Annotated in this window: 17 protein-coding genes, 2 tRNA genes and 1 pseudogene; 17 read left to right on the top strand and 3 right to left on the bottom strand. The window is 68.3% G+C overall.

All coding sequences use genetic code 11. The annotated features are described in order from the left end of the window. Positions 1–62 precede the first annotated feature (62 nt). From ACIBJE_RS06115 to ACIBJE_RS06145, 7 genes are all read left to right on the top strand, one after another. Positions 63–1,571: a sugar ABC transporter ATP-binding protein gene (locus ACIBJE_RS06115; protein WP_396744530.1), complete on the top strand. Its 1,509-nt coding sequence runs from the start codon at positions 63–65 to the stop codon at positions 1,569–1,571. Between the two features lie 40 nt (positions 1,572–1,611). After that, positions 1,612–2,721 carry an ABC transporter permease gene (locus tag ACIBJE_RS06120; RefSeq protein ID WP_396743669.1) on the top strand — a complete coding sequence of 370 codons (1,110 nt, stop codon included), beginning with the start codon at positions 1,612–1,614 and terminating at the stop codon, positions 2,719–2,721. Between the two features lie 121 nt (positions 2,722–2,842). Continuing rightward, positions 2,843–3,895: a substrate-binding domain-containing protein gene (locus ACIBJE_RS06125; protein ID WP_396743672.1), complete on the top strand. Its 1,053-nt coding sequence runs from the start codon at positions 2,843–2,845 to the stop codon at positions 3,893–3,895. 20 nt (positions 3,896–3,915) lie between these two features. Continuing rightward, positions 3,916–5,142, top strand: coding sequence for a Gfo/Idh/MocA family protein (locus ACIBJE_RS06130; RefSeq protein WP_396743675.1), 1,227 nt, complete (start codon positions 3,916–3,918; stop codon positions 5,140–5,142). 1,332 nt (positions 5,143–6,474) lie between these two features. Next, entirely contained in the window at positions 6,475–9,309 is a 2,835-nt protein-coding gene (locus ACIBJE_RS06135) for a PQQ-dependent sugar dehydrogenase (protein WP_396743677.1), read from the top strand. A gap of 29 nt (positions 9,310–9,338) precedes the next feature. Then, a complete protein-coding gene (locus ACIBJE_RS06140; protein WP_396743680.1) occupies positions 9,339–11,447 on the top strand; it encodes a ThuA domain-containing protein in 2,109 nt (702 codons plus the stop codon). A 412-nt stretch (positions 11,448–11,859) separates the two neighbouring features. Continuing rightward, complete coding sequence (locus ACIBJE_RS06145; RefSeq protein WP_396743683.1) at positions 11,860–12,870, top strand: sugar phosphate isomerase/epimerase family protein; 1,011 nt, start codon at positions 11,860–11,862, stop codon at positions 12,868–12,870. A gap of 91 nt (positions 12,871–12,961) precedes the next feature. On the opposite strand, the gene ACIBJE_RS06150 is transcribed toward ACIBJE_RS06145, so the two are convergent. Beyond that, positions 12,962–13,390 carry a hypothetical protein gene (locus ACIBJE_RS06150; RefSeq protein ID WP_396743686.1) on the bottom strand — a complete coding sequence of 143 codons (429 nt, stop codon included), beginning with the start codon at positions 13,388–13,390 and terminating at the stop codon, positions 12,962–12,964. Between the two features lie 263 nt (positions 13,391–13,653). Between ACIBJE_RS06150 and ACIBJE_RS06155 the strand changes: the two genes are divergently transcribed. The 7 genes and pseudogenes from ACIBJE_RS06155 (at position 13,654) to ACIBJE_RS06185 (ending at position 20,014) form a co-directional block, all read left to right on the top strand. Beyond that, a tRNA-Asn gene (locus tag ACIBJE_RS06155) sits at positions 13,654–13,726 on the top strand. Between the two features lie 80 nt (positions 13,727–13,806). After that, a pseudogene (locus ACIBJE_RS06160) lies at positions 13,807–14,233 on the top strand (FAD-dependent oxidoreductase); the annotation flags it as partial. Positions 14,234–14,483: 250 nt separating this feature from the next. Beyond that, positions 14,484–14,560 (top strand) — tRNA-Ile (locus tag ACIBJE_RS06165). 68 nt (positions 14,561–14,628) lie between these two features. Beyond that, positions 14,629–15,900: a tyrosine-type recombinase/integrase gene (locus ACIBJE_RS06170; protein WP_396743689.1), complete on the top strand. Its 1,272-nt coding sequence runs from the start codon at positions 14,629–14,631 to the stop codon at positions 15,898–15,900. Positions 15,901–16,003: 103 nt separating this feature from the next. Then, positions 16,004–16,936: a hypothetical protein gene (locus ACIBJE_RS06175; RefSeq protein ID WP_396743692.1), complete on the top strand. Its 933-nt coding sequence runs from the start codon at positions 16,004–16,006 to the stop codon at positions 16,934–16,936. A 323-nt stretch (positions 16,937–17,259) separates the two neighbouring features. Continuing rightward, positions 17,260–19,293, top strand: a complete 2,034-nt coding sequence (locus ACIBJE_RS06180) for a hypothetical protein (protein WP_396743695.1) — start codon at positions 17,260–17,262, stop codon at positions 19,291–19,293. Between the two features lie 157 nt (positions 19,294–19,450). Then, on the top strand, positions 19,451–20,014 hold the full coding sequence (locus ACIBJE_RS06185; RefSeq protein WP_396743698.1) for an HD domain-containing protein: 564 nt from the start codon (positions 19,451–19,453) through the stop codon (positions 20,012–20,014). Here the strand turns inward: ACIBJE_RS06185 and ACIBJE_RS06190 are convergent. Together ACIBJE_RS06190 and ACIBJE_RS06195 are read right to left on the bottom strand one after the other, a co-directional pair. After that, positions 20,002–20,472, bottom strand: a complete 471-nt coding sequence (locus ACIBJE_RS06190) for an NUDIX hydrolase (RefSeq protein WP_396743701.1) — start codon at positions 20,470–20,472, stop codon at positions 20,002–20,004. The genes ACIBJE_RS06185 and ACIBJE_RS06190 overlap by 13 nt on opposite strands. A 4-nt stretch (positions 20,473–20,476) precedes the next feature. Then, positions 20,477–21,235, bottom strand: coding sequence for an XRE family transcriptional regulator (locus tag ACIBJE_RS06195; RefSeq protein ID WP_396744533.1), 759 nt, complete (start codon positions 21,233–21,235; stop codon positions 20,477–20,479). A 136-nt stretch (positions 21,236–21,371) separates the two neighbouring features. Here ACIBJE_RS06195 and ACIBJE_RS06200 point away from each other — a divergent pair, with 136 nt between their 5' ends. The 3 genes from ACIBJE_RS06200 to ACIBJE_RS06210 are packed head-to-tail and all read left to right on the top strand — an operon-like array spanning position 21,372 to position 22,212. Continuing rightward, entirely contained in the window at positions 21,372–21,611 is a 240-nt protein-coding gene (locus tag ACIBJE_RS06200; protein ID WP_145836502.1) for a helix-turn-helix domain-containing protein, read from the top strand. Beyond that, complete coding sequence (locus ACIBJE_RS06205; protein ID WP_396743705.1) at positions 21,611–21,844, top strand: DUF6284 family protein; 234 nt, start codon at positions 21,611–21,613, stop codon at positions 21,842–21,844. Before ACIBJE_RS06200 ends, ACIBJE_RS06205 begins: the two co-directional genes overlap by 1 nt. Further along, on the top strand, positions 21,844–22,212 hold the full coding sequence (locus ACIBJE_RS06210) for an RRQRL motif-containing zinc-binding protein (protein ID WP_396743708.1): 369 nt from the start codon (positions 21,844–21,846) through the stop codon (positions 22,210–22,212). The genes ACIBJE_RS06205 and ACIBJE_RS06210 overlap by 1 nt, the downstream gene beginning before the upstream one ends. The last annotated feature ends 81 nt before the right edge of the window (positions 22,213–22,293 follow it).

The raw sequence follows: 22,293 nt of genomic DNA on the forward strand, positions 1-22,293 counted from the left end.
CCGGTGCCCGGCCGGAACCCGGGCCCCTGGTCGACGCGCCCGCCGACACCGTTCCCGGTGACGTGGTGCTGCGGCTGACCGACGTGGTCAAGACCTTCCCCGGCGTCCGGGCCCTGGACGGGGTGCAGCTGGAGGTGCGGGCGGGCGAGGTGCACTGCCTGCTCGGGCAGAACGGCGCCGGCAAGTCCACCCTGATCAAGGTGCTCGCCGGGGTGCACCGGCCGGACTCGGGGCAGGTGTGGTGGCGCGGCGAGCCGACCACCTTCGCCAACCCGCAGGCCGCCATGCGCGCCGGCATCGCCACCATCTACCAGGAACTCGACCTGGTCGAGGACCTCTCCGTCGCGGAGAACGCGTTCCTGGGTCACGAGCCGCGCCGGTTCGGCTTCGTCCGCCGGGGTCACACGGCCCGGCGTACCCGGGAGATCCTGGGCCGGCTCGGCCACCCGGAGATCCCGCCCGGCCGGATGGTCCGCGCGCTGCCGGCGGCGGGCAAGCAGATCGTCAGCATGGCGCGGGCCCTCTCCCACCAGGCCCGGCTGATCGTCATGGACGAACCGAGCGCGGTCCTCGCCCACGACGAGGTCGGCAACCTCTTCCGGATCATCCGGGAGCTGACCGCGCAGGGCATCGCGGTCATCTACATCTCCCACCGGATGGAGGAGATCCGCGAGATCGGCGACCGGGTCACCGTCCTCAAGGACGGCCGGACGACCGCGGCGAACCTGCCCGCCCGGGACACCCCCACCCGCGACCTGGTCAACCGGATGACCGGCCGCACCATCGAGTACGTCTTCCCCGAACGCCCGGACACCGCCCCCGGCGCGGAACTGCTCCGGGTCGACGGGTTGGCCCGCGCCGGCGAGTTCGCCGACGTCTCGCTGAGCGTCCGGGCCGGGGAGATCGTCGGCATCGCCGGGCTGGTCGGCTCGGGCCGGTCGGAGCTTTTGGAGACCATCTTCGGCGCCCGCCGCGCCGAGGCGGGCACGGTCCGGATGGACAGCCGACCGGTGCGGCCGGGCAGCGTCGGCGCGGCGGTCCGCGCCGGCATGGGGATGGCTCCGGAGGAGCGCAAGAGCCAGGCGCTCCTGCTCGGCGAACCGATCTTCCGGAACGTCACCCTGGCCACCTTCGGCCGGTACGCCCGGCTCGGCTTCACCGACGCCGGCCGGGAACGGGCCGAGGCGGACCGGATCGCCGAGATCCTCGACCTGCGGCCGAAGGACGTGCGCCGCCCGGTGCGCACCCTCTCCGGCGGCAACCAGCAGAAGGTGGTGGTCGGGCGCTGGCTGCTCGGCGACACCCGGCTGCTGCTGCTCGACGAGCCGACCCGGGGCGTGGACGTGGGCGCGCGGGCCGAGCTGTACCAGGTGATCCGGCAGTTGGCGGCCCGGGGCGTCGGGGTGCTGCTGGTCAGCAGCGAGGTCCCCGAGGTGCTCGGTCTGGCCGACCGGGTGCTGGTGATGCGGGAAGGGCGGGTCGTGCGCGAGGCGCCGGCCGGCGAACTGGACGAAGACACCGTGCTCGACCTCGTCATGGCGGGGTCCCTCCTGGAAGGCGCGCCGGCATGACCGGGCGCAGCGGCCGAACAAGCACAAGCGAGGCGACGGCATGAGCGACGCGACAGGCACGACCACCCCGGACCGTCCCACCGACCTGCCGGCACAGTCGCCCCCGGTGCACAAGGCGGGCACCGACGCCGCCGCCGGCCGGGGCGTCCTCTCCCTCTGGCGGGGCGAGGACGGCGAGGGCGCGCGGCGCAACCTGGGCCTGATCGCCGTGCTGGTGGTGCTGGTGGTCATCGGGATCGCCACCCGCCCCGACCTCTACGGCGACTCGTCCTGGGTCTGGAACAACATCCTCACCATCCTCAAGCTGGCCTCGGTGGTCGGCGTGGTGGCCGTGGGCATGACCTTCGTGATCATCGGCGGGGGCATCGACCTCTCGGTCGGGGCGATCGTCGCGCTGGCCGGGGTCTGGTGCACCACCGTCGCCACCCAGAGCTACGGCGCGGGCGGCATGATCTTCAGTGCGCTCACCGTCGGACTGGCGGTCGGCCTGGTCAACGGCCTGCTCGTCGCGTACGGGAAGCTGGTGCCCTTCATCGCCACCCTGGCCATGATGGTCGCCGCCCGAGGCCTCGCGGCAGAGATCTCCGACAAGCAGACCCAGGTCTCCGACAACGCCACCATCAACGGCATCGCCAGCACCGACCTGCTCGGCATTCCACTGTTGGTCTACATCCTCGCCGCGGTGGTGATCGCCGGATGGGTGCTGCTCAACCGCACCACCTTCGGCCGGCGCACGGTCGCCGTCGGCGGCAACCCGGAGGCGGCCCGGCTGGCCGGCATCGACGTCAGGCGGCACACCCTGCTGCTCTACGGGCTCTCCGGCCTCTGCTGCGGCATCGCCGCCGTCATGCTCACCTCCCAGGCCACCTCGGCCCAGGCGGCCATGGCGAACCTCTACGAACTCGACGCGATCGCCGCCGCGATCATCGGCGGGACGCTGCTCAGCGGCGGTCGGGGCACCATCGTCGGCTCCCTGCTCGGCGTGATCATCTTTTCCACCATCACCAACCTGTTCGCCATCAACGGGCTCTCCACCGAGGCCCAGAACATGGTCAAGGGCGGCATCATCGTCGCTGCGGTCCTGGTCCAGCAGGTCCAGTTCCGCAGTCTCTCCCAGTTCCTCAGCCGTAACCGGATGACCACCGCCTGATCCGGCGGCGGTATCCGGACACACCACGCCCGACCGGCGGCCACCTCGCACCCGACGGTGGCCGGGACGAACGCACCCATTTCCCGGACTCCTCCACCACCCCCGCACCCAGGAGGTCACGATGACCCAGCAACGCCGCGACCTGCCGCGCCGCCGGCTGCTGTTCGGTACGGCCGCGCTCGGCGCCGGCGCGCTGCTCGCCGGTTGCACCAGCAACGAGACCGCGCCGACCGCCGCGCAGACCAAGGCCGCCGAGTCGGGCGGCAACGCCGAGCCCGGCAAGCGTGTCACCATCGGCTTCTCCGCCCCGGCCGCCGACCACGGCTGGATCGCCGCCATCACCAGCAACGCCAAGGCGCAGGCGGCGGCGTACTCCGACGTGGAGTTCAAGACGGTCGAGGCCGGCGCGGACGCGGCGGCCCAGCGGGCCGCGCTGTCCACCCTGCTGTCCCAGAAGCCCGACGTGATCGTGCTGCTGCCGCACGACGGCAAGGAACTCAACGCCTTCGGCCTGGAGGCGATGAAGGCCGGCATCCCGGTGGTCAACCTGGACCGCGCCTTCCCGGACGCCCGGGCCTACCGCACCCAGATCAAGGGCGACAACTACGGCATGGGAGTGGCCGCCGCGACGTACATCGTCGAGCAGTTGCGGGCCAAGGGCGTCACCAACCCGATCATCGGGGAGATCCCCGGCATCGACTCGCTGGAGCTGACCCAGGAACGGTCGAAGGGTTTCACCGACACCCTCGCCTCGTTCGGTTTCAAGGTGGCCAACCGGCGGCCGGCGGAGTTCACCGCCGACTCCGGCCAGCAGGCGGCGACCGGCCTCCTCCAGGCGTTGCCGAAGATGGACGCGCTCTGGAACCACGACGACGACCAGGGCATCGGGGTGCTCGCCGCGATCAACCAGTCCGGCCGCAAGGAGTTCTTCATGGTCGGCGGCGCGGGCTCCAAGAAGGCCATGGAGGACATCCAGGCCGACAACACCGCGCTGAAGGCGACCGTCACCTACAGCCCGTCGATGGCCTCCTCGGCCATCTCCCTGGCCCGGCTGATCGGTCAGGGCAAGGGCATGTCCGACCTGGTGGAGCTCCAGGTACCGAAGGAGATCGTGCTCGCCTCGGAGACGATCACCAAGGAGAACGCGGGCAGCTACCTCAAGCTCGGGTTCTGACACACGGGGGGAGACCCACCTTGTCCACATCACCACGGGAACTGCGGGTCGGCCTGGTCGGCTACGCGTTCATGGGCGCCGCGCACTCGCAGGCGTGGCGCACCGTGAACCGGGTGTACGACCTGCCGGCCCGGGCCCGGATGGCACTGATCTGTGGCCGGGACGCCGGAAAGGTGGCCGACGCCGCCGACCGGCTCGGCTGGGAGGGACACACCACCGACTGGCGTGACCTGGTCGCCCGGGACGACATCGACGTGGTCGACGTCTGCACCCCGGGAGACAGCCACGCCGAGATCGCCCTGGCCGCGCTGGCCGCCGGCAAGCACGTGCTGTGCGAGAAGCCGCTGGCCAACACGGTCGAGGAGGCCCGGGCGATGGCTGCCGCGGCGGCCACGGCCCGGACCGCCGGCGTCCGGTCGATGTGCGGTTTCAACTACCGCCGGGTGCCCGCGGTCACCATGATGCGGGACCTGGTCGCCGCCGGCCGGCTGGGCGTCATCCGGCACGTCCGCGCGACGTACCTCCAGGACTGGATCGTGGACCCGCAGTTCCCGCTGGTCTGGCGGCTGCGCAAGGACAGGGCGGGATCCGGCGCGCTCGGCGACATCGGGGCGCACATCATCGACCTGACCCAGTTCGTCACCGGCCAGCGGATCACCGGGGTCAGCGCGGTCACCGAGACCTTCGTCAAGGAGCGACCGCTGCCGGTCGACGCGCGGGGTCTGACCGGCACCGTGGACGGCTCCGTCGGGGCGGACGGCGCCGCCGGGGGCACCGGGACGGTCACCGTGGACGACGCGGCGGTCTTCGTCGCCCGGCTCGACGGTGGGGCGCTCGCGACGTACGAGGCGAGCCGCTTCGCCACCGGCCGGAAGAACGCGCTGCGGGTCGAGATCAACGGCTCGCTCGGCACCGTCGTGTTCGACCTGGAGCGCCTCAACGAGCTGGAGTTCTACGACGCCGCGCTGCCCCCGGCGGAGCAGGGCTTCAGCCGGATCCTGGTCACCGAGGGCGACCACCCGTACATGTCGGCCTGGTGGCCGCCGGGGCACATCATCGGCTACGAGCACTCCTTCACCCACCAGATGCGCGACTTCCTCGAGGCGGTCGCCACCGGCACCGACCCGGCCCCCTCGTTCGCCGACGCGTTGCAGGTCCAGCTCGTGCTGGACGCGGTGACCCGTTCGGCGGAACTCGGCTCGTCCTGGACCGAGGTGGAACCGGCCCTGGTGACGGTGGCCGCCTGACCCCGGGGCGGCCGGTAGCGGTGCCCACCACCGGCCGCCCCTCCCGCCCACCGTGGGACCGCCACCGGCGTCCCACCCGAGCGACTTTTCCGGATTGACCGGCGAGGGCCGGCCGCGGTTGCGCCCCGCGGCCGGAGACGAGGTTCGATCCGGAAGGGCGTGCCCCGGCGGACCGTGTCCGGCCCGGTGGGGCACGACAGCACGACGGTCGTCCGGCGCGGCCGGACCGGGATTCCCCGGTCGCGCCGGAGGACCGGACCCTCCGTCCTTCTACGGCCACCCACCGCGAACCCTCCGATCCCGTCCCATCCGGCCCCGACGTCGATCCGGTGTCACATCCGGTCCCGACGTCGGCGGACCGGCCGGCGCGGGGCCCCAGGCGTCCGGTCGGAACGCACCCGTCCCGGCCGGACGGCACGGGTGGGCAGGGTCGAGACGCCGACCGACCCTGTCCACCTGCCCCGTCCGTCCCACCGAACCGGGCCCGCGTACCGGCGTCCTCACCGCCGATGTCGCCGCCGGCCGGCGGGTGTTCTCCCAGCCCGGTGGGACGGGCGGGGCGTCCTCCCGCGTCCGGAACCGCACACCCACCCGGCTGAGGACGGAACCACGACGCCGCCTGCGTCGAGGTCAGAGTGGCCCGCGTTCCCGCGGGGAGCAGGTCGGGGTACACCCGGAACGACGCTGTCGAGCTGCCCCGTCCGTGCGCCCACGCGCCGGCGGTCGAGCTGCCCCGTCCGTACGCTCACGCGCCGACGGTCGAGCTGCCCCGTCCGTGCGCCCACGCGCCGGCGGTCGAGCTGCCCCGTCCGTGCGCCCACGCGCCGGCGGTCGAGCTGCTCCGAAGAGACGACCGGTGCCCCCGCCGTCCCTGATGTCCGGGCCCGTCCCGGCCTGTCCCGTCGTCCTGGATGTCCCCGCCGTCCCTGGCGCCCCGTCTGTGCGGGCAGCTCCAAAGGACGCAGAGTGCGAGTACGTCGACGGTGCCGGTCCCCGTGGTCGGTCCGGCGCGCGCCTGGGTCACGGGCCCCGAGGGGCACTTTTCGTGAACTGAGCAGAAGTTCAGCGAGAACCGTCAGAAGCTATGGACACCGACATCGAAACCCCTTAATGTCGTCGCCATCACGAACATGTTCCGTCGAGGTGAACCGGCGGCGCGGTGATCCATCGACCGTCCCCGAGCGTCGGCGCGCACCTGCGCCACGCCCCCGGACGACACGGCTCGACCGGACGGCACCCGGCACGGGCCGCGCACATCCCCCGCTACGGCATCCGGCGCGACGGCGCGCGCCCGCCCTGGCAGTCGAACGTCAGGAAGGGACGGACCCAGGCATGTCCACACACGACGGAACCCCCGGCCGGCGAACGCCGTCGGCCGGCTCCGCGCTGCTACTGGTGGCCGCGGCCGGGCTGGTCGCCCTCGGCGGCCCGGCGGCCCCCGCGTCGGCCCACCCCGTCAACGCCACCGACTTCCAGCAGGTCACCCTGGCCAAAGGGGTCGCCGAGGTCGGCGAACCCATGAGCATCGCGGTGCTGCCCGACCGCTCCGTGCTGCACACCGCCCGCAACGGCACCCTGCGCCGCACCGACTCGGCCGGCACCACCACCGTGCTCGGCACCATCCCGGTCTACCTCCACGACGAGGAGGGCCTCCAGGGCGTCGGGGCGGACCCGAACTTCGCCAGCAACCGGCACGTCTACCTCTACTACGCGCCGCCGCTGGCCACCCCCGGCGGGGACGCCCCGGCCACCGGCACCGACTTCTCCGCCTGGCAGGGCGTCAACCGGCTCTCCCGCTTCACCCTCAACGCCGACTGGACGCTCAACATGTCCAGCCAGGTCACCGTGCTCGACGTACCGGCCGACCGGGGGATGTGCTGCCACGTCGGTGGGGACATCGACTTCGACGCGGCCGGCAACCTGTACCTGTCGACCGGGGACGACACCAACCCGTTCGACTCCGCCGGCTACGCCCCGATCGACGAACGCACCAACCGCAACCCCGCGTACGACGCCCAGCGCACCTCGGCCAACACCAACGACCTGCGCGGCAAGATCCTGCGGATCAAGGTGAACACCAATGGGACGTACTCGATCCCGGCGGGGAACATGTTCGTCGACTCCGACCCGAAGACGCGTCCGGAGATCTACGCGATGGGCTTCCGCAACCCGTTCCGGATGAGCGTCGACCGGGCCACCGGCATCGTCTACGTCGGCGACTACGGCCCGGACGCCGGCACCACCAGCGCCCGGGGACCGAGCGGTCAGGTCGAGTTCAACCGGATCACCGGTCCGGGCAACTACGGCTGGCCGTACTGCACCGGCACGAACACCGCCACCGAGACGTACGCGGAGTGGGACTTCGCCGCCGGCACCGCCGGGGCGAAGTACAACTGCACCGGCGGGCCGACCAACAACTCGTTCCGTAACACCGGCCTGTCGACGCTCCCCGGGGCGAAGTCCGCCTGGATCCGGTACGCCGGCGACGCCGGCACCCCACCCGAGTTCGGCGGCGGCTCCGAGTCGCCGATGGCCGGCCCGGTCTACCGGTACGACGCCACCAACCCCTCCACCACCAAGTTTCCGCAGTCCTTCCACGGGCAGTTCTTCGCCGGTGAGCTGGGCCGGGGCTGGGTCAAGCCGATCCACCTGAACACCGACGGGTCCCCGGGCGTCATCGACACCTTCCCGTGGAACGGCAAGCAGGTCATGGACATGGCCTTCGGTCCGGACGGCGCGCTCTACGTGCTCGACTACGGCACCGGCTACTTCAACGGCGACGCCAACTCGGCGCTCTACCGCTACGACCACATCGGCGGCGGCAACCGCGCGCCGACCGCCGTGGCCACCGCCGACCGGACCTCCGGGGTGGCCCCGTTGACCGTGAACTTCTCCTCGGCCGGGTCGTCGGACCCGGACGGCGGCGCGCTGACCCACACCTGGAACTTCGGCGACGGCACCACGTCGACGTCGGCGAACCCGAGCAAGACGTACACCACCGACGGTTCGTACACCGCCACGCTGACCGTCCGGGACCCGCAGGGCGCGACCGGCACCGCCAGCGTGTCGATCAGGGTCGGCAACACGGCTCCCACGGTGCGGATCAACTCTCCCCTGATGGGCCGGCTCTTCTCCTACGGCGACACCGTGCCGTTCAACATCACCGTCACCGACCCGGAGGACGGGACGATCGACTGCACCAAGGTCAAGATGACCTACGTGCTCGGCCACGACCAGCACGGCCACGCGATCACCTCGCAGAACGGCTGCTCCGGCTCGATCACCATCCCGGTCGACGGTGAGCACGACGAGGCGGCCAACATCTTCGCGGTCTTCGACGCCGAATACACCGACTCCGGCGGACTGACCACCCACGAGCAGCACATCCTCCAGCCGCGCAAGCGCCAGGCGGAGCACCACAAGGACTCCTCCGGGGTGTCTCCGCACGACAAGGCCACGGCCGAGGGCGGCCGGACGATCGGCAGCATCGACAACGGGGACTGGATCGCGTTCGAGCCGTACCGACTCGACACCGTCACCTCGTTCCACGCGCGGGTCTCCTCCGGCGGCGTCGGCGGCACCATCCAGGTGCGGGTCGGCTCGCCCACCGGCACCGTGCTCGGCTCGGCCACCGTGCCGGTCACCGGCGGCTGGGAGACCTTCACCACCGTCACCGGCACCATCTCCGGCGCGCCGGCCACCACCGGCCGGCTCTACCTGACCTTCGCCGGTGGCACCGGCGCGCTCTTCGACGTCGACGCGTTCGGCTTCGTCACCGGCACCGCCAACAGCGGCCCCGTGGTCGGCATGGGTGGCAAGTGCCTGGACGTGCGGAACGCGGGCACGGCGGACGGCACCCAGATCCAGATCTACTCCTGCAACGGCACGGCGGCGCAGACGTGGTCGGTGACGCCGAATGGTCCGGTGCGGGCGTTGGGGAAGTGTCTCGATGTCTCCGGTGGTGGTTCGGCGGACGGTACGAAGATCCAGTTGTGGACGTGTAATGGTTCGGCTGCCCAGGTGTGGTCGGCGCAGGCGGATGGGTCGGTGCGTAATCCGCAGTCGGGTAAGTGTCTGGATGTCTCGGGGAACACCGCCGTGGACGGTCAGGCGGTGCACCTGTGGACGTGCCACGCGGGCGCGAACCAAAAGTGGGTCCTGCCGTGAGAATCCGCCCCCTCCATCGGGAGACCGACATGCGCAGACCCCTCCGGTCCACGATCGGCGCGGCCACCGCCGTTCTCGCCGTCCTCGCCTGCACCACCCCCGCCACCCCGGCCAGCGCCGCCGACGCCCCGTACGACGTGCTCGTCTTCTCCAAGACCGCCGGGTTCCGACACGACTCCATCGCCGTGGGCACCCAGGCCGTCCGGGAACTCGGCGCGGCCCACAGCTTCACCGTCACCGCCACCGAGGACGCCACCCGCTTCACCACCGCCAACCTCGCCCAGTACGAGGCGGTGATCTTCCTCAACACCACCGGTGACGTGCTCGACGCCGCTCAGCAGAGCGCCTTCGAGGGGTACGTCAACGGCGGCGGCGGGTTCGTCGGCGTCCACTCGGCGGCCGACACCGAGTACGGCTGGCCGTTCTACGGCAACCTGGTCGGCGGCTACTTCGCGTCGCACCCGGCCATCCAGCAGGCCCACGTCCACGTGACGGACCGGGCGCACGCGGCCACCGCCCACCTGCCACGCACCTGGACCCGCACGGACGAGTGGTACGACTACCGGACCAACCCCCGGCCGTCCGTCCGGGTGCTGGCCACGCTCGACGAGTCGTCGTACTCAGGCGGGTCGATGGGGGCCGACCACCCGATCGCCTGGTGCCGGACGGTCAGCGCCGGGCGGTCGTTCTACACCGGTGGTGGGCACACCCAGGCGTCGTACGCCGATCCGGCCTTCCGGGCGCACCTGCTCGGCGGCATCCGGTACGCGGCCGGACGCAGCAGGGCCGACTGCCGCCCCGAGACCGGCTACACCACCCTCTACGACGGCTCCACCACCGGCTGGTCGCAGGCCGGACCGGGCAGCTTCACCAATGCCGACTCCACCCTGACCTCGGTCGGCGGGATGGGCCTGTACTGGTACAGCGCGAAACAGTTCACCAACTACTCCCTCAAGCTCGACTGGCGGATGGCCGGGGACGACAACTCCGGCGTCTTCGTCGGCTTTCCGCCGTCGGGCGACCCCTGGTCGGCGGTGAACAACGGCTACGAGATCCAGATCGACGCCACCGACGCGCCCGACCGCACCACCGGCGCGGTCTACACGTTCAGGTCCGCCGACCTCGCCGCCCGGGACGCCGCGCTGAACCCGCCGGGGGAGTGGAACACCTACGAACTGCTCGTGGAGGGAGAGCGACTCCAGGTCTTCCTCAACGGCCAGAAGATCAACGACTTCACGAACACCGACCCGGCCCGCTCGCTCGCCGGCCACATCGGCCTCCAGAACCACGGTACGGGCGACGACGTCTCGTTCCGCAACATCCGGATCAAGGAACTGGGCGGCACCCCACCGGGCGGGAACACCACCGTGCAGGCCGAGGCGTACAGCGCCGCCAGCGGGGTCAGTCCGTACCCCAAGGCCGGGGCCAACGGCGGGCAGACCCTCGGGCACGTCGACCCGGGCGACTGGGCCGCGTACCACGGCCTCGACCTGACCGGGGTGAACGCTTTCCGGGCCCGGGTCGTCTCCGGCGGGCCGGGCGGCACCATCCAGGTACGGACCGGCTCCGCCACCGGCACCGTGCTCGGCCAGGTGGCGGTGCCCAACACCGGTGGTTGGACCACCTTCGCCGACGTCGGCACCACCCTCGCCGGGGTGCCGTCCGGGACGCAGAACCTGTACCTGACCTTCACCGGTAGCGGCTCCGGCCTCTTCGACGTCGACGACGTCACCCTCGTGCGGTCCGGCGGCGGCACCGGCACCGGGCCGGTCGTCGGGTTGGGCGGCAAGTGTCTCGACGTGCGGAACTCGGCCACCGTCGACGGCACCCAGATCCAGATCTACTCGTGCAACGGCAGTGCCGCGCAGACGTGGTCGGTGACGCCGGATGGTCCGGTGCGGGCGTTGGGGAAGTGTCTGGATGTGTCGGGTGGTGGTGCGGCGGACGGTACGAAGATCCAGTTGTGGACGTGTAACGGTTCGGGTGCGCAGGTGTGGTCGGCGCAGGCGGATGGTTCGGTGCGTAATCCGCAGTCGGGTAAGTGTCTGGACGTGTCGAGCAGTAGTGCTGTCGATGGTCAGGCGGTGCACCTGTGGACGTGTCACGCGGGTGCGAACCAGAAGTGGACCCTGCCGTAGCTCGTAGCTCGGGTGTTTTCGCCGATGTGTGAGCAGGGGTCCCCTGTTACCGCCTGGTGATGAGCAGGGGACCCCTGCAACCCCGCCCCGTCTGTGCGGGCAGCTCGACAGCGTCGCCGGTGGAGTGGCGCGACGTACGCCGTCGCCCGGGCGTACGACTGCCCGGTCCCGTGTCGCCGGGCCCTTCCGAACCGGCGACGGCGGTCCTAGAGTGGGTGATGGCAGCCGTGACAGGCGGCCGGTGGCCCGGCGGGAGGCGCAACCCGCTGGGTGCCAGGTGCGATCCGTCGGAGACCCGGCGGGGCGGCACCCACCGGTCCCCTCCCTCCGGCGCGGCCCCTCGTCCCGGGGCCGGTCACCCTCGCCCCGGTCCCGCCCACGGAATCCCTGATCACCACAGGGGAGAAGGACAATGGCGCGACCGATCACACTCTTCACCGGCCAGTGGGCCGATCTTCCGTTCGACGAGGTCTGCCGACTCGCCTCCGAGTGGGGCTACGACGGACTGGAGATCGCCTGTTGGGGCGACCACTTCGAGGTCGACAAGGCACTGGCCGACGACTCGTACGTCGATCGCAAGCGTGAGACGCTGGCGAAGCACAATCTCCAGGTCTTCGCCATCTCCAACCACCTGGTCGGCCAGGCGGTCTGCGACCACCCGATCGACGAGCGCCACCAGGACATCCTGCCGGCCCGGATCTGGGGTGACGGCGAGCCCGAGGGGGTCCGACAGCGGGCCGCCGAGGAGCTCAAGGACACCGCCCGCGCGGCGGCGAAACTCGGCGTCCACACCGTCGTCGGTTTCACCGGCTCGTCGATCTGGCACACCCTGGCGATGTTCCCGCCGGTGCCGCCGTCCATGATCGAGCGCGGCTACCAGGACTTCGCCGACCGGTGGAACCCGATCCTCGACGTCTTCGACGAGGAGGGGGTGCGGTTCGCCCACGAGGTCCACCCCAGCGAGATCGCCTACGACTACTGGACCACCCGGCGGACCCTGGAGGCGATCGGGCACCGCCCCGCCTTCGGCCTCAACTGGGACCCGTCCCACTTCGTCTGGCAGGACCTGGACCCGGTCAACTTCATCCTCGACTTCGCCGACCGGATCTACCACGTCGACTGCAAGGACGCGAAGGTGCGTACCGGCGACGGGCGGCGGGGCCGGCTCTCCTCCCACCTGCCCTGGGCCGACCTCCGTCGGGGCTGGGACTTCGTCTCCACCGGACACGGCGACGTGCCCTGGGAGGACTGCTTCCGGGCGTTGAACGCCATCGGGTACGACGGCCCGCTCTCGATCGAGTGGGAGGACGCCGGGATGGACCGGCTCGTCGGCGCGCCCGAGGCGCTCCAGTTCGTCCGTCAGCTCGCCTTCGACGCCCCGGCGGCGGCCTTCGACGCCGCCTTCAGCAGCGGCCGTGACTGACCGGAGCCGCAAGACGTCCGACTGACCGGACCCGTACGACGCCCGATGGACCGGCCGCGCGAGGCGGCCGGCCCATCGGAAACACCGTTGCTCAGAACGTGCTGCCGTTGGCTCCGCCACCGGACGACTTGCCCCGGTTGGCGCTGCCGGTCGAGCTGGTGCCGGTCGAGCTGGTGCTCGACGACCCGGTGCCGGCGGAGCCGGAGCTGCTGCCGGTCTTCGCCCCGACCGTGGCCGGCGTGCCGGCGAAGGCGTCGTCGGCGGCGGTCAGCCCCTGCCGGCCGTCCCCACTGCCGGTGCCGAGCTTCTCGCCCAGCTTGGAGTGGCTGAGCTTGTCCTTGCCCTCGCTGTAGAGCCGGTTGGCCTGGGCCTGTGCGACGCCGGCCGCCTCCTGCACGGTCGGGTGGTCCAGCACCTTACGGCCCCGGACGACCAGCTCCTCGTACTTCTCCCGGCCGGCACGGGCGCCCAGGACGAATCCCGCAGCCAGCCCGCCAAGGAACATGATCTTTCCGCGCATGGCGGCTCCCTTCGTACCTGACGCGCTACCGATCCCGTGCCGGGGACCCGGTCGGGAGCGGTCGTGTCGCGCCTGCGTCCTCTGTCCGCAGCTAACTACCCATCCTGCTCTCTGCTCATGCCTCCTTGTGTCCGGATGGCGATTTGTCCCGGCTTCTTGCGGTTCGAAGTTGGGTGGTAACCCCCTGGACCAACACCCGGGGGAGTCCTGTACTCTTGTCCCCGTCGCACGGTGTCGGAGAGATCCGGTTCCGGGAAGCGCGATCCCCTGTAGCTCAATTGGCAGAGCAGCCGGCTGTTAACCGGCAGGTTATTGGTTCGAGTCCAATCGGGGGAGCTCACTCCACCAACGCCCGCCCGGCACTGCCAGGCGGGCGTCGCCGTTTTCCCAGCAGGGCGAACGGGGCCGGCATAGACACGACCTACTACCACAGCACCGCCGAACCGCCGCTGGACGAGCCGATCCTGGTGCTGGACGGGGACCGCCGTGAGACCGTCGCCAACACGATGGTGGTCAGCCGGGCCGTTCCCGGCTACGCCCCACCGGGACGGCACCTCGTCGCCACCTCCGTGGTCGGCCCCACCGCCCCGCCCGAGCCCGTCGTACGTCGTGAGTTGGCCCGCCTCTATGGTCGCTCCACCGACGACTGGGCGCATCTGACCACGGTCTCGATTCCGCACGCCCTGCCGGCCGCGCCTCCGCCGCAGGGGCCTGCGCAAGCCGGTCGCCCTCGGCGACGGCCTCTACGTCGCCGGCGACCATCGGGACAGCCTCTCCATCCAGGGCGCCCTGGCCGGCGGCTGGCGTGCCGCCGGCACCCTCATCCACGACCTCCGTCCCTGACCTCCTCCCTTCGCCCTCGGGTGTCCGGCCGGCTCCACACCGGCGCGGAACAATCGCCACCCGCGTGGGCCGAGAACCGGTCGGAACGGCGCGGCGGGAAGCAACGGGAAAAGTGAGCACGGACGGGTCAGCCACGCTCGATGCAGGCTGTTATCCTCGCGTTGCCCATCGTGCCGGAAGATCGGTGCCGTCGCCCTGCATGGTGGTGGCCGGGGTTCGGGCGGCCGGGTTAGTATCCCGGCGCCGGCAGGGGGCGGTAGCTCAGCAGGTTAGAGCAGGGGACTCATAATCCCTCGGTCGCGGGTTCGAGCCCCGCCCGCCCCACCAGGCAAAACACTAGATCCACGATCTCTCCGTGGTGCTACTCGTGGTGCGAGCGCGCTACGGTCGGCCCCATGGCGACGGCGAACGGGCGCGCGAAGCGTCAGCGCGGCGAGATCGAGGAACTGCCCAGCGGCTCACTCAGGGTGAAGGTCTACGCGGGCATCGACCCCATCACGAAGAAGCGGCACTACCTCACCGAGACCATCCCGCCCGGTCCGACGGCCCGGAAGGAAGCGGAGAAGGCGCGTACGCGCTTCCTCGCTCAGGTGGACGAGCGGCGCAACCCGCGCACCCGCGCCACCGTCGACCAGCTGCTTGACCGGTGGCTTGAGGTCCTCGACGTCGAGGCGTCGACCCGGCAGGGCTACGTCAAGAAGCTGAACAAGCACATACGACCAATGCTCGGCAAGCTGCCTGTGGCCCGGCTGGACGCCGAGACGCTGGAGTCGTTCTACGCCGTGCTGCGGAAATGCCGGGACCACTGTGGAGGTGCCCGGAAGGCCATCGAGCACCGGAAAGCGGGGCCGCACGACTGCACCGACAAGTGCCGGCCGCACGAGTGCAAGCCGCTCGCGCCAGCCTCGATCCGGCAGATTCACTGGATCCTGTCCGGCGCTCTGAACCGCGCCGTCCGGTGGCGGTGGATCGCGGTCAACCCGGCAGACCAAGCGGAGAAGCCGGGGATGCCTCAGCCCAACCCACACCCACCAACGGCGTCCGAAGCGGCCCGACTGGTCACCCAGGCGTGGAAGGACCCCGACTGGGGCGCGTTCTTGTGGGTGGCCATGACGACCGGGGCGCGACGGAGTGAGTTGTGCGCGCTGCGGTGGTCTGCCGTCGATTTGGACGCGGCCGTGCTGACGCTGCGGAGCGCCCTGTACGTGGATGACGCGGGGAAGCTGCGGGAGAAGGACACCAAGACGCACCAGCAGCGGCGCGTAGCCCTAGACGCGGAGACGGTAGAGGTACTGCGCAACCAGCTCGCGCGCTGCAAGGAGCGCGCGTCGGCCTTTGGGTACTCACTGTCCGATGGCGGCTACGTCTTCTCACCAGACCCGGACGGTAGTAGCCCGCTCGTACCGGACACAGCCACCCAGCGTTTCAGCCGGATGGCCGGGCGACTTGGCATGACCACGAACCTACACGCTCTGCGCCACTACTCAGCAACGGAGCTGATCGCGGCCGGTGTCGACGTTCGGACTGTTGCCGGCCGGCTAGGACATTGCGGGGGCGGCGCGACAACGTTGCGCGTCTACGCAGCCTGGTTGTCGGAGTCTGATCAAAGAGCCGCCGCTACCCTGGCGGCTCGCATGCCTGCACGGCCGATGCCACCAGGGTTGTGAGGGGACAGACGTCAGGCGTGTGCCCGTCCAGGCAGAGGTTTGCCTCCCCGTTCCGGTACTGCCCGATCCTCCATGCCTGACGGCTGCATGCCACCATGTCTGCATGACCGCCAACAACACGCGTCGAGGTGGGCGTAGGTGGGGACGCTACTTGGCGGGTGTTGTAGGCGTGCTCGCCGCTGCTGCATTGAGTGCGGTGACGAACATCGGTACCAATCTGCCATTACCCGACTGGGAGTGGTTGGACAAGCCGGTCGCCGTGTGGTCTGCAGCCGGCTTCCTGGTCATCGTGATATCTGTCGCGGCTGTTATCGATATGCGTTCTGGTAGCGACGAGGGCGATGACAATGGGCAGCAGGAGATTGTTGATCAGGTTGGCGCAGGTAAAGTAGTCATTAACTCTCCTTCTGGTCCAGTCTTCACCGGGCCGGTGCACGCGCAGTCGATGCCAAGCGGAGACCTGGCCCAATTAGATCTGCCGAGGCAACTTGGCCGTGCTGAAGCCTCTGTAGTCCCTGCAGTAGCCGGAACGCGCATCGGCCTAGTGGTGACTCGGTTCATGAGTGACCCTTCAGGCTTTCAGTGGGAAGAGATATACAACCAAGTCCGAATAGGCGCAACTACAACGGAAATTACCGTCCAGGACGCGAGGAATGCGCCGAGTGTTCCAGTCGACATTTTGATAATTGTGCATGAGGCGCGGTTAGTGTTTGTATCACAAAGCCCTCTTCGAACCACCGTTCGCCACGCGCGTGCTGCGCTGCAGGAGCACCCGTCGATGTCGATTGGTATTTACTTGGTCGGGCCGGAGTGCGAACCAGCCGCGGAGAGTGTGAACCATTGGATCGACTTGGATTCGCCTATAGCGTCGATATACCTCATGGGCGTTAAGTCGGCGGGTGACCTCCGAGACGAAATGGCCCGCCTGCTGTACTTGGTTATCGATCGTGACCCCCGGCGCAGTCGTCCTTCCGCTCAGGCCGACGATTTTGATGGACCGGGCGAGTTGTACGATGCAAGATTGGGTGATTACTGATGAATATGGCTTGGATTGCAGCAGTCCTTGAGCCGCTGGATATCGCTCTGAGGCCACACTTCCCTGATGACGAGTACGACAATACCGGTCCGGCCCGACTGGCCGCTGCTGTTCTTGGGCGGCAATGGCAGCGGCGCCAGTTGAAGTCTGACTTGTCTGCGGCCGGACCGCACGACTTGGTGGATTTGGCTCAAGGGTGCTTGAGGAGTGACCTAATTGCACAGTCTGTACCGCAGCTTGCGGCTGCTCTCATTGAATCTCCCCCTGCCGACAGAGCCGAGTCGGCCGCTCTGGCCCTAGTCGTTGCTAGCGCTGCCGGCGAGTTGGATGACTACAGCACTTGTCTCGGGGTTCTGGATTCACAATTGAGTAGAACTCAAAAGGAATCGACTGCCGATGATGCCCTGCTGTCCGCCGTGCTGCTGCAGCAGAAGGCTCTCAGGATGCGTGATGCTGGCAAGCCTCATCTCGCGATATCGGACGATGCGGGAAGGACTCTGGCGAGCCTGGTCATCGAGCGCTGCAGCCGATTCCGACTGGGGCCTTCGGTCTCGCATTCACCCTATGTGACTCTAGCGAGAATGCGGGACAGCCTCCAACATGCTATCGGTAGCCTTATTCCCGTTGATGCGTCTGAGCGGCAGAAAATGCCCGGACTGCCAACGCGACAAATGCAAGCGCTCAGTCGAGAGGCTAGCGTTGCTGTGCGAACGGCGAAAAGTCGCGCTAATAGCTATGCGGAATTCGTCCGCAACTCCTTCAGCCGTGAGTTTGATACTCGGTCACGTGTCATAATGGGCGGCCCGGGGTACGTCGATCTCTTTCCGAATGTTCTGCTGTTTGAGCTTATTGGTGATGGCGCTGTCTATACTATGCGTCGCGAACTAGCCCTTCTGCGGCTCCTGCAGTCGCAAGGCAGAGAAAGTGACTTGGCGGACGCCTTGCGCCTGCTACGCCAAGCCGCAGCGAAGAAAGATCTTGGTCTAGTGCTCCGGCGGCTGCGTGATGATGGTCCTCTCGCCGCAATAAGCCGGGATGGCCGTCAGATCTTGCAGAGAAGGACGTCGTCGGAATTGCTGCGGACAGTCGAGTTGCAAGTTCTAGAGGCGGCGGCGGACTTGCTCACCCCGGCCGAGGCCCGCCTAGGCCTTGAAGCCATTAAGGCATGTCTGGCTGCAGGTGGCCCGCCGGACTTGCCAGGGATGTGGCAACTCGCTGTGCTGCGTCGCGAAGTAGCTTGGCGGGCAGCAGCCGCATTGGCGAATGAGTGCGATGCGGGGGTTGAAGTCTCCGACATGCTGCTAGCTGAAGTGAAGGCAGAACACCGCGATCAAGAACTGTTGGACACGGCAGTGCAGCGAGCCTTGGGTGTGCTTGACTGGGAACCCTTGCCGGAGCAGACAAAAGAGGCTTGGGCGGCAATCATGTTGTCATATCACGATCGTTTACCTCGTGTGGCAAATTTGGTTGCGGATCGCCTCGGTAGGATAGAACCGCTTCCTGCGGATGCTTCTCCGCTCGATGTAACGGTGCACCAACTTAACCTCGCTCTAAAGGGTGGAGTTTCTGATCGGAATCCAATCGAGGGTGCCGAACTGGTCCGGGATATGCTTGAGAGTGATCGCTCGCAGGCGGCACGAGGAATGTACTCCTTCGGTGGGGTGAGCCCGGGTGACATCGCAGCCGCCTTAGTCATTGCCGCCGATTCCCGTGGTCTCTGGGAATCTCTGGCGGGGTTCTTAACGGATATGCGGGTGCCACGTGATGCTCGAACGCCTGGCTTTGAGCGGCTTGCGCGCGCCAATGTATTTATCCCGCAAGGGCCGGCCGAGTTATTTCGTGCGCACGCTCAGCAGTTGCTGTACGGAGAATCATCCTTCGAATCTGGCTCTCCAGTTTTTCCGTACCCTGCTGCATTGAGATTTTTGGCTGCATTCGAACTTCTGTCAGATGTCGATGTGTATGATGCCATTGCGGCACTCGCCGGTGGCCGTAGCGCAGCCGGTCGTCGAGAAGCGGCTGTTACGGCGGCCGTTCTCGCCAGAAAGCGGTCGCTGCCGGCGCTTCTTGCGCTGGTTCTGCCACTGGCGTGCGATGAAAACCCAGAGGTCCGAGCCGTTGCGGGGGGTTCCCTAGTGCTTCTGCAGTCTCCGGACGATCACCTTGGTGTGGTCGCACGCCGCCGTATAGCCGATCTTCTCCTCGAAGACGGCATCCTGGTTCCTATGGTTGTGCTTCGGGAGTTGGGTGACTTGTCGGGCCCGCTGCCGTCGTCGCTGCAACGACGAGTCGAGCAAGTCTCTGAAAGGCACAATTCACGAATTGTGCGCGCTCGCGCTAAGAGAGTTCTTGTGTAATCGAGCCGGGAGTAGCTCCGATGCTTAGGCTGCCTGGGGTGCGCGTACGGAGATTCTCAGCGAGATCCGGAGGAGACTCGCGAAGAGAGTGGTCATCCACGCTGGGTACGTCGTCGGGTGCCTACCGCCGACAACCGCCTGTACGTATTGTGGAGGCGTGGACCTTGTGACTGCTGCTAGGACGACCGCTGAGCGCCTGCTGTCGCAGGCGCTGCCGCGTCGGTGGACTCATGTCAAGGCGGTATCCGTCAAGGCGTCTGAAGTGTCGATGATCCTGGACGAAGTCGACCGGCCGTTTCTGGTAGCCGCTGCCTGGTTGCATGACATCGGCTACGCGCCCGAGATAATCAGTTCGGGATTGCACGCGCTCGATGGTGCCCGGTGGCTCCGTCAAAACGGCTTTGATGAGCGTGTGGCAGCACTTGTTGCCTACCACTCATGCGCGCATTTTGAGGCTGAGGAACGCGGATTGGCGGACGTCTTGCGCGCCGAATTTGTTGATGAGGAGACGTCGACGCGTGATGCCCTGTGGTACGTGGATATGACGACGGGCCCAGACGGCCAGAATTTCGATGTGCTGGAACGTCTCGCCGAGGTTAGGTCGCGCTACGGCCCCCATCACCTTGTATCGCGGTTCTGGGCGCGGGCTGAACCGACGCTTGTCGCCGCCGTGCGGCGTACGGAGGAACGGCTTGCTGCCATCGATTATCAGCCGATGTAGGGCTGCGGGTGTTGCTCGTAGCCGTGCTGAATACGTAAGCGCATAGATGGGTGGATTAAAAGGGCGTCCAGTTCATCTCTACCAGCCCACCTCACCTGGGACGACTCACTGCTCGGGGTGGGCTCGCCGCCAATATATCGTGCACGGAAGCAGATGGAGAACTGTTGACGAACTTCGCCGTCGCTGTAGGCCATGACATGCTTCGGGTCCGTGTAGATTCCGACGATTCCTGTCACCTCGACGTCGATCCCGGACTCTTCCCTGGTTTCGCGTACGGCGGTCTCCGCGATGTACTCGCCGAAGTCCTGTGCACCGCCAGGGATTGCCCACAGGCCATTGTCGGTTCGACGGATGAGTAGTACCCGGTCCTGTGCATCGAGGACGAACACAGTCACCGCTGGAACGATGCTGTTCGGCTTGGGCGCTCTAGGGTCGTTGTAGTACTCGGTTCTCGCCATGAGATCAGCTTGCCACCGCCGGCTGCCACGCTGGCAACGAGGACTCCCACACCCGGTCGAAGCTGTCCGCGTACGTGTCGAACAGGTCGCCACCGGCAAGCCGTCGCAGGTGCAGCACGGGCGTGTGCGCGGCCGGGAAGCCGAAGACGTGCGAGTTGACGAGCATCTCGTCATCGAACCGGAAGATCGAGTTGTAGAGCGTCGTCCGGTGAAAGTGCACGTTCACGCCTTGGACGTCGCGTAGCCGCTGGTAGAAGGCGAGCACGTTCCGCACCTTGCCGGCCATCGCGTCGCCGATGCCCTCGTCCGCTCCGCGTTGCGCCACCTCGGGACTGTCCGGATCACCGAGGAGGATCTCAACCCGCGTACCGGTCGCTGCCTTCGCCTTGAGCGTGGCCACCAGCTGCGGTTGCTGTTCGGGCAGGAACAGCCCTGCGTAGACCAGGATGCCGACCCGCTCCTGCGCTCCCGAGATCAGCCGTCGCCAGAGGTCGTCCGGCACGGCCGCGCGTCGTGGGTAGACCTGCACCACCTCAGACTGCGCTACGCGGTTCGCGCGCTCCTGCGGCACGGCACCCGGCCACAGGTACGACTCGCTTTCCTTGACCAAGGCGGCGATGGCGTGCCGGTAGCGCGGATACGGAGCTCGCCCTTGCGTGATCCACCGTTCCACGGTCTTTGGATCCACCCCTAGTTGCTCGGCTACGGCCGATGGCGTGAAGCCGTTGCGGAGCATCGCGTCACGTAGCCGATCGTTCGGCATCATCGCCTCCAAGGAACATCTAGGGACGACTTGAAGATAGCAAGGACGTCCCTAGTCGTCCAGTGTGGTGGTGAAGGCGTCACCCCTCGTGATCGGAACCTATGTGCACCCCGATCGATGAGACGGAAGGACACCGATGAAGACCGATCGACCTGCTGGCCACCCTCAGCGGTTCTACACCGTCGCCGAAGCGGCCCGGTTGCTGCGTACCTGCGACATGACGCTGTACCGGTCGATCCGCGTGGGCGAGTTTCCGGCCATCCGTATTCGCGGCCGGTACGTCGTGCCCGCAAAGGCTATCGACGCGATGGAGGCGGGTGCCCTGGCGAACGGCCTGGTCGACGCCGCCGACTACACCACCCGGAGCGTGGCGTGATGACGACCTCCGAATACGAGCCGAGCGCCTCTGACCTTGCCGACATTGAGCAGGAGTTGCCGCTGATTGAGGCTGAGGTGCTGCTGCTCGACGCGCAGATCGTCGTGCTGACCTGCGACGCCGGCCCGACCGAATTGGACTGGCAGCGCCTTCGTCGGGCGCAGCGCCGGGCATTGCGGGAAGCGCGTGCCCTACTGGCGGCACGCGCCACGTCGAAGCGGCAGGCGGCCTGATGTCCCGCATCCGCGCCGTCTTCCACGATCCGGACGGGTCGCGGTACGGCATCCCCACGTACTGGTGGCGCGGCGCACCCGCCGGCTACGCCACCCGCCGCCAACTGCGCGCCGCCGGTCTGCGGCCCGCCGGTCAGCCGGTGGCCGCGCAGATCCTCTGGCGCGGCGTCGGCGGCACCCGCGCCGCCTACCTCTACCGGCTGGACCTGGCCCGTCCGAAGCGCACCGCCACCCCCGCTCAGCTCCGCGCCGTCCGCGCCGCGTTGACGGCCCGGAAGACATGCCCGACGTGCCGCACCGTGCAGCCCTACTGCATCCCGCGCTCGCTCGGCGAGTGCGTCGACTGCGCCCCCGGAGGCCCCCGATGACCCTGCTGGTTCTGCTGCTGGTCCTGCTCGGCGGCCCGGCCGTGATGCTCGCGCCTTTCGCGATCGGCCACGCCCTGAACA

The sequence above is a fragment of the Micromonospora sp. NPDC050187 genome (assembly GCF_044459745.1).
Classification (GTDB): domain Bacteria; phylum Actinomycetota; class Actinomycetes; order Mycobacteriales; family Micromonosporaceae; genus Micromonospora.

What these genes read in the sequence shown, in the direction of transcription:
- ACIBJE_RS06120 (WP_396743669.1), top strand. Translation starts at nt 1,612, where the DNA reads ATGAGCGACGCGACAGGCACGACCACCCCGGACCGTCCCACCGACCTG.
- ACIBJE_RS06125 (WP_396743672.1), top strand. Translation starts at nt 2,843, where the DNA reads ATGACCCAGCAACGCCGCGACCTGCCGCGCCGCCGGCTGCTGTTCGGT.
- ACIBJE_RS06135 (WP_396743677.1), top strand. Translation starts at nt 6,475, where the DNA reads ATGTCCACACACGACGGAACCCCCGGCCGGCGAACGCCGTCGGCCGGC.
- ACIBJE_RS06140 (WP_396743680.1), top strand. Translation starts at nt 9,339, where the DNA reads ATGCGCAGACCCCTCCGGTCCACGATCGGCGCGGCCACCGCCGTTCTC.
- ACIBJE_RS06145 (WP_396743683.1), top strand. Translation starts at nt 11,860, where the DNA reads ATGGCGCGACCGATCACACTCTTCACCGGCCAGTGGGCCGATCTTCCG.
- ACIBJE_RS06150 (WP_396743686.1), bottom strand. Translation starts at nt 13,390, where the DNA reads ATGCGCGGAAAGATCATGTTCCTTGGCGGGCTGGCTGCGGGATTCGTC.
- ACIBJE_RS06170 (WP_396743689.1), top strand. Translation starts at nt 14,629, where the DNA reads ATGGCGACGGCGAACGGGCGCGCGAAGCGTCAGCGCGGCGAGATCGAG.
- ACIBJE_RS06175 (WP_396743692.1), top strand. Translation starts at nt 16,004, where the DNA reads ATGACCGCCAACAACACGCGTCGAGGTGGGCGTAGGTGGGGACGCTAC.
- ACIBJE_RS06190 (WP_396743701.1), bottom strand. Translation starts at nt 20,472, where the DNA reads ATGGCGAGAACCGAGTACTACAACGACCCTAGAGCGCCCAAGCCGAAC.
- ACIBJE_RS06195 (WP_396744533.1), bottom strand. Translation starts at nt 21,235, where the DNA reads ATGCCGAACGATCGGCTACGTGACGCGATGCTCCGCAACGGCTTCACG.
- ACIBJE_RS06200 (WP_145836502.1), top strand. Translation starts at nt 21,372, where the DNA reads ATGAAGACCGATCGACCTGCTGGCCACCCTCAGCGGTTCTACACCGTC.
- ACIBJE_RS06205 (WP_396743705.1), top strand. Translation starts at nt 21,611, where the DNA reads ATGACGACCTCCGAATACGAGCCGAGCGCCTCTGACCTTGCCGACATT.
- ACIBJE_RS06210 (WP_396743708.1), top strand. Translation starts at nt 21,844, where the DNA reads ATGTCCCGCATCCGCGCCGTCTTCCACGATCCGGACGGGTCGCGGTAC.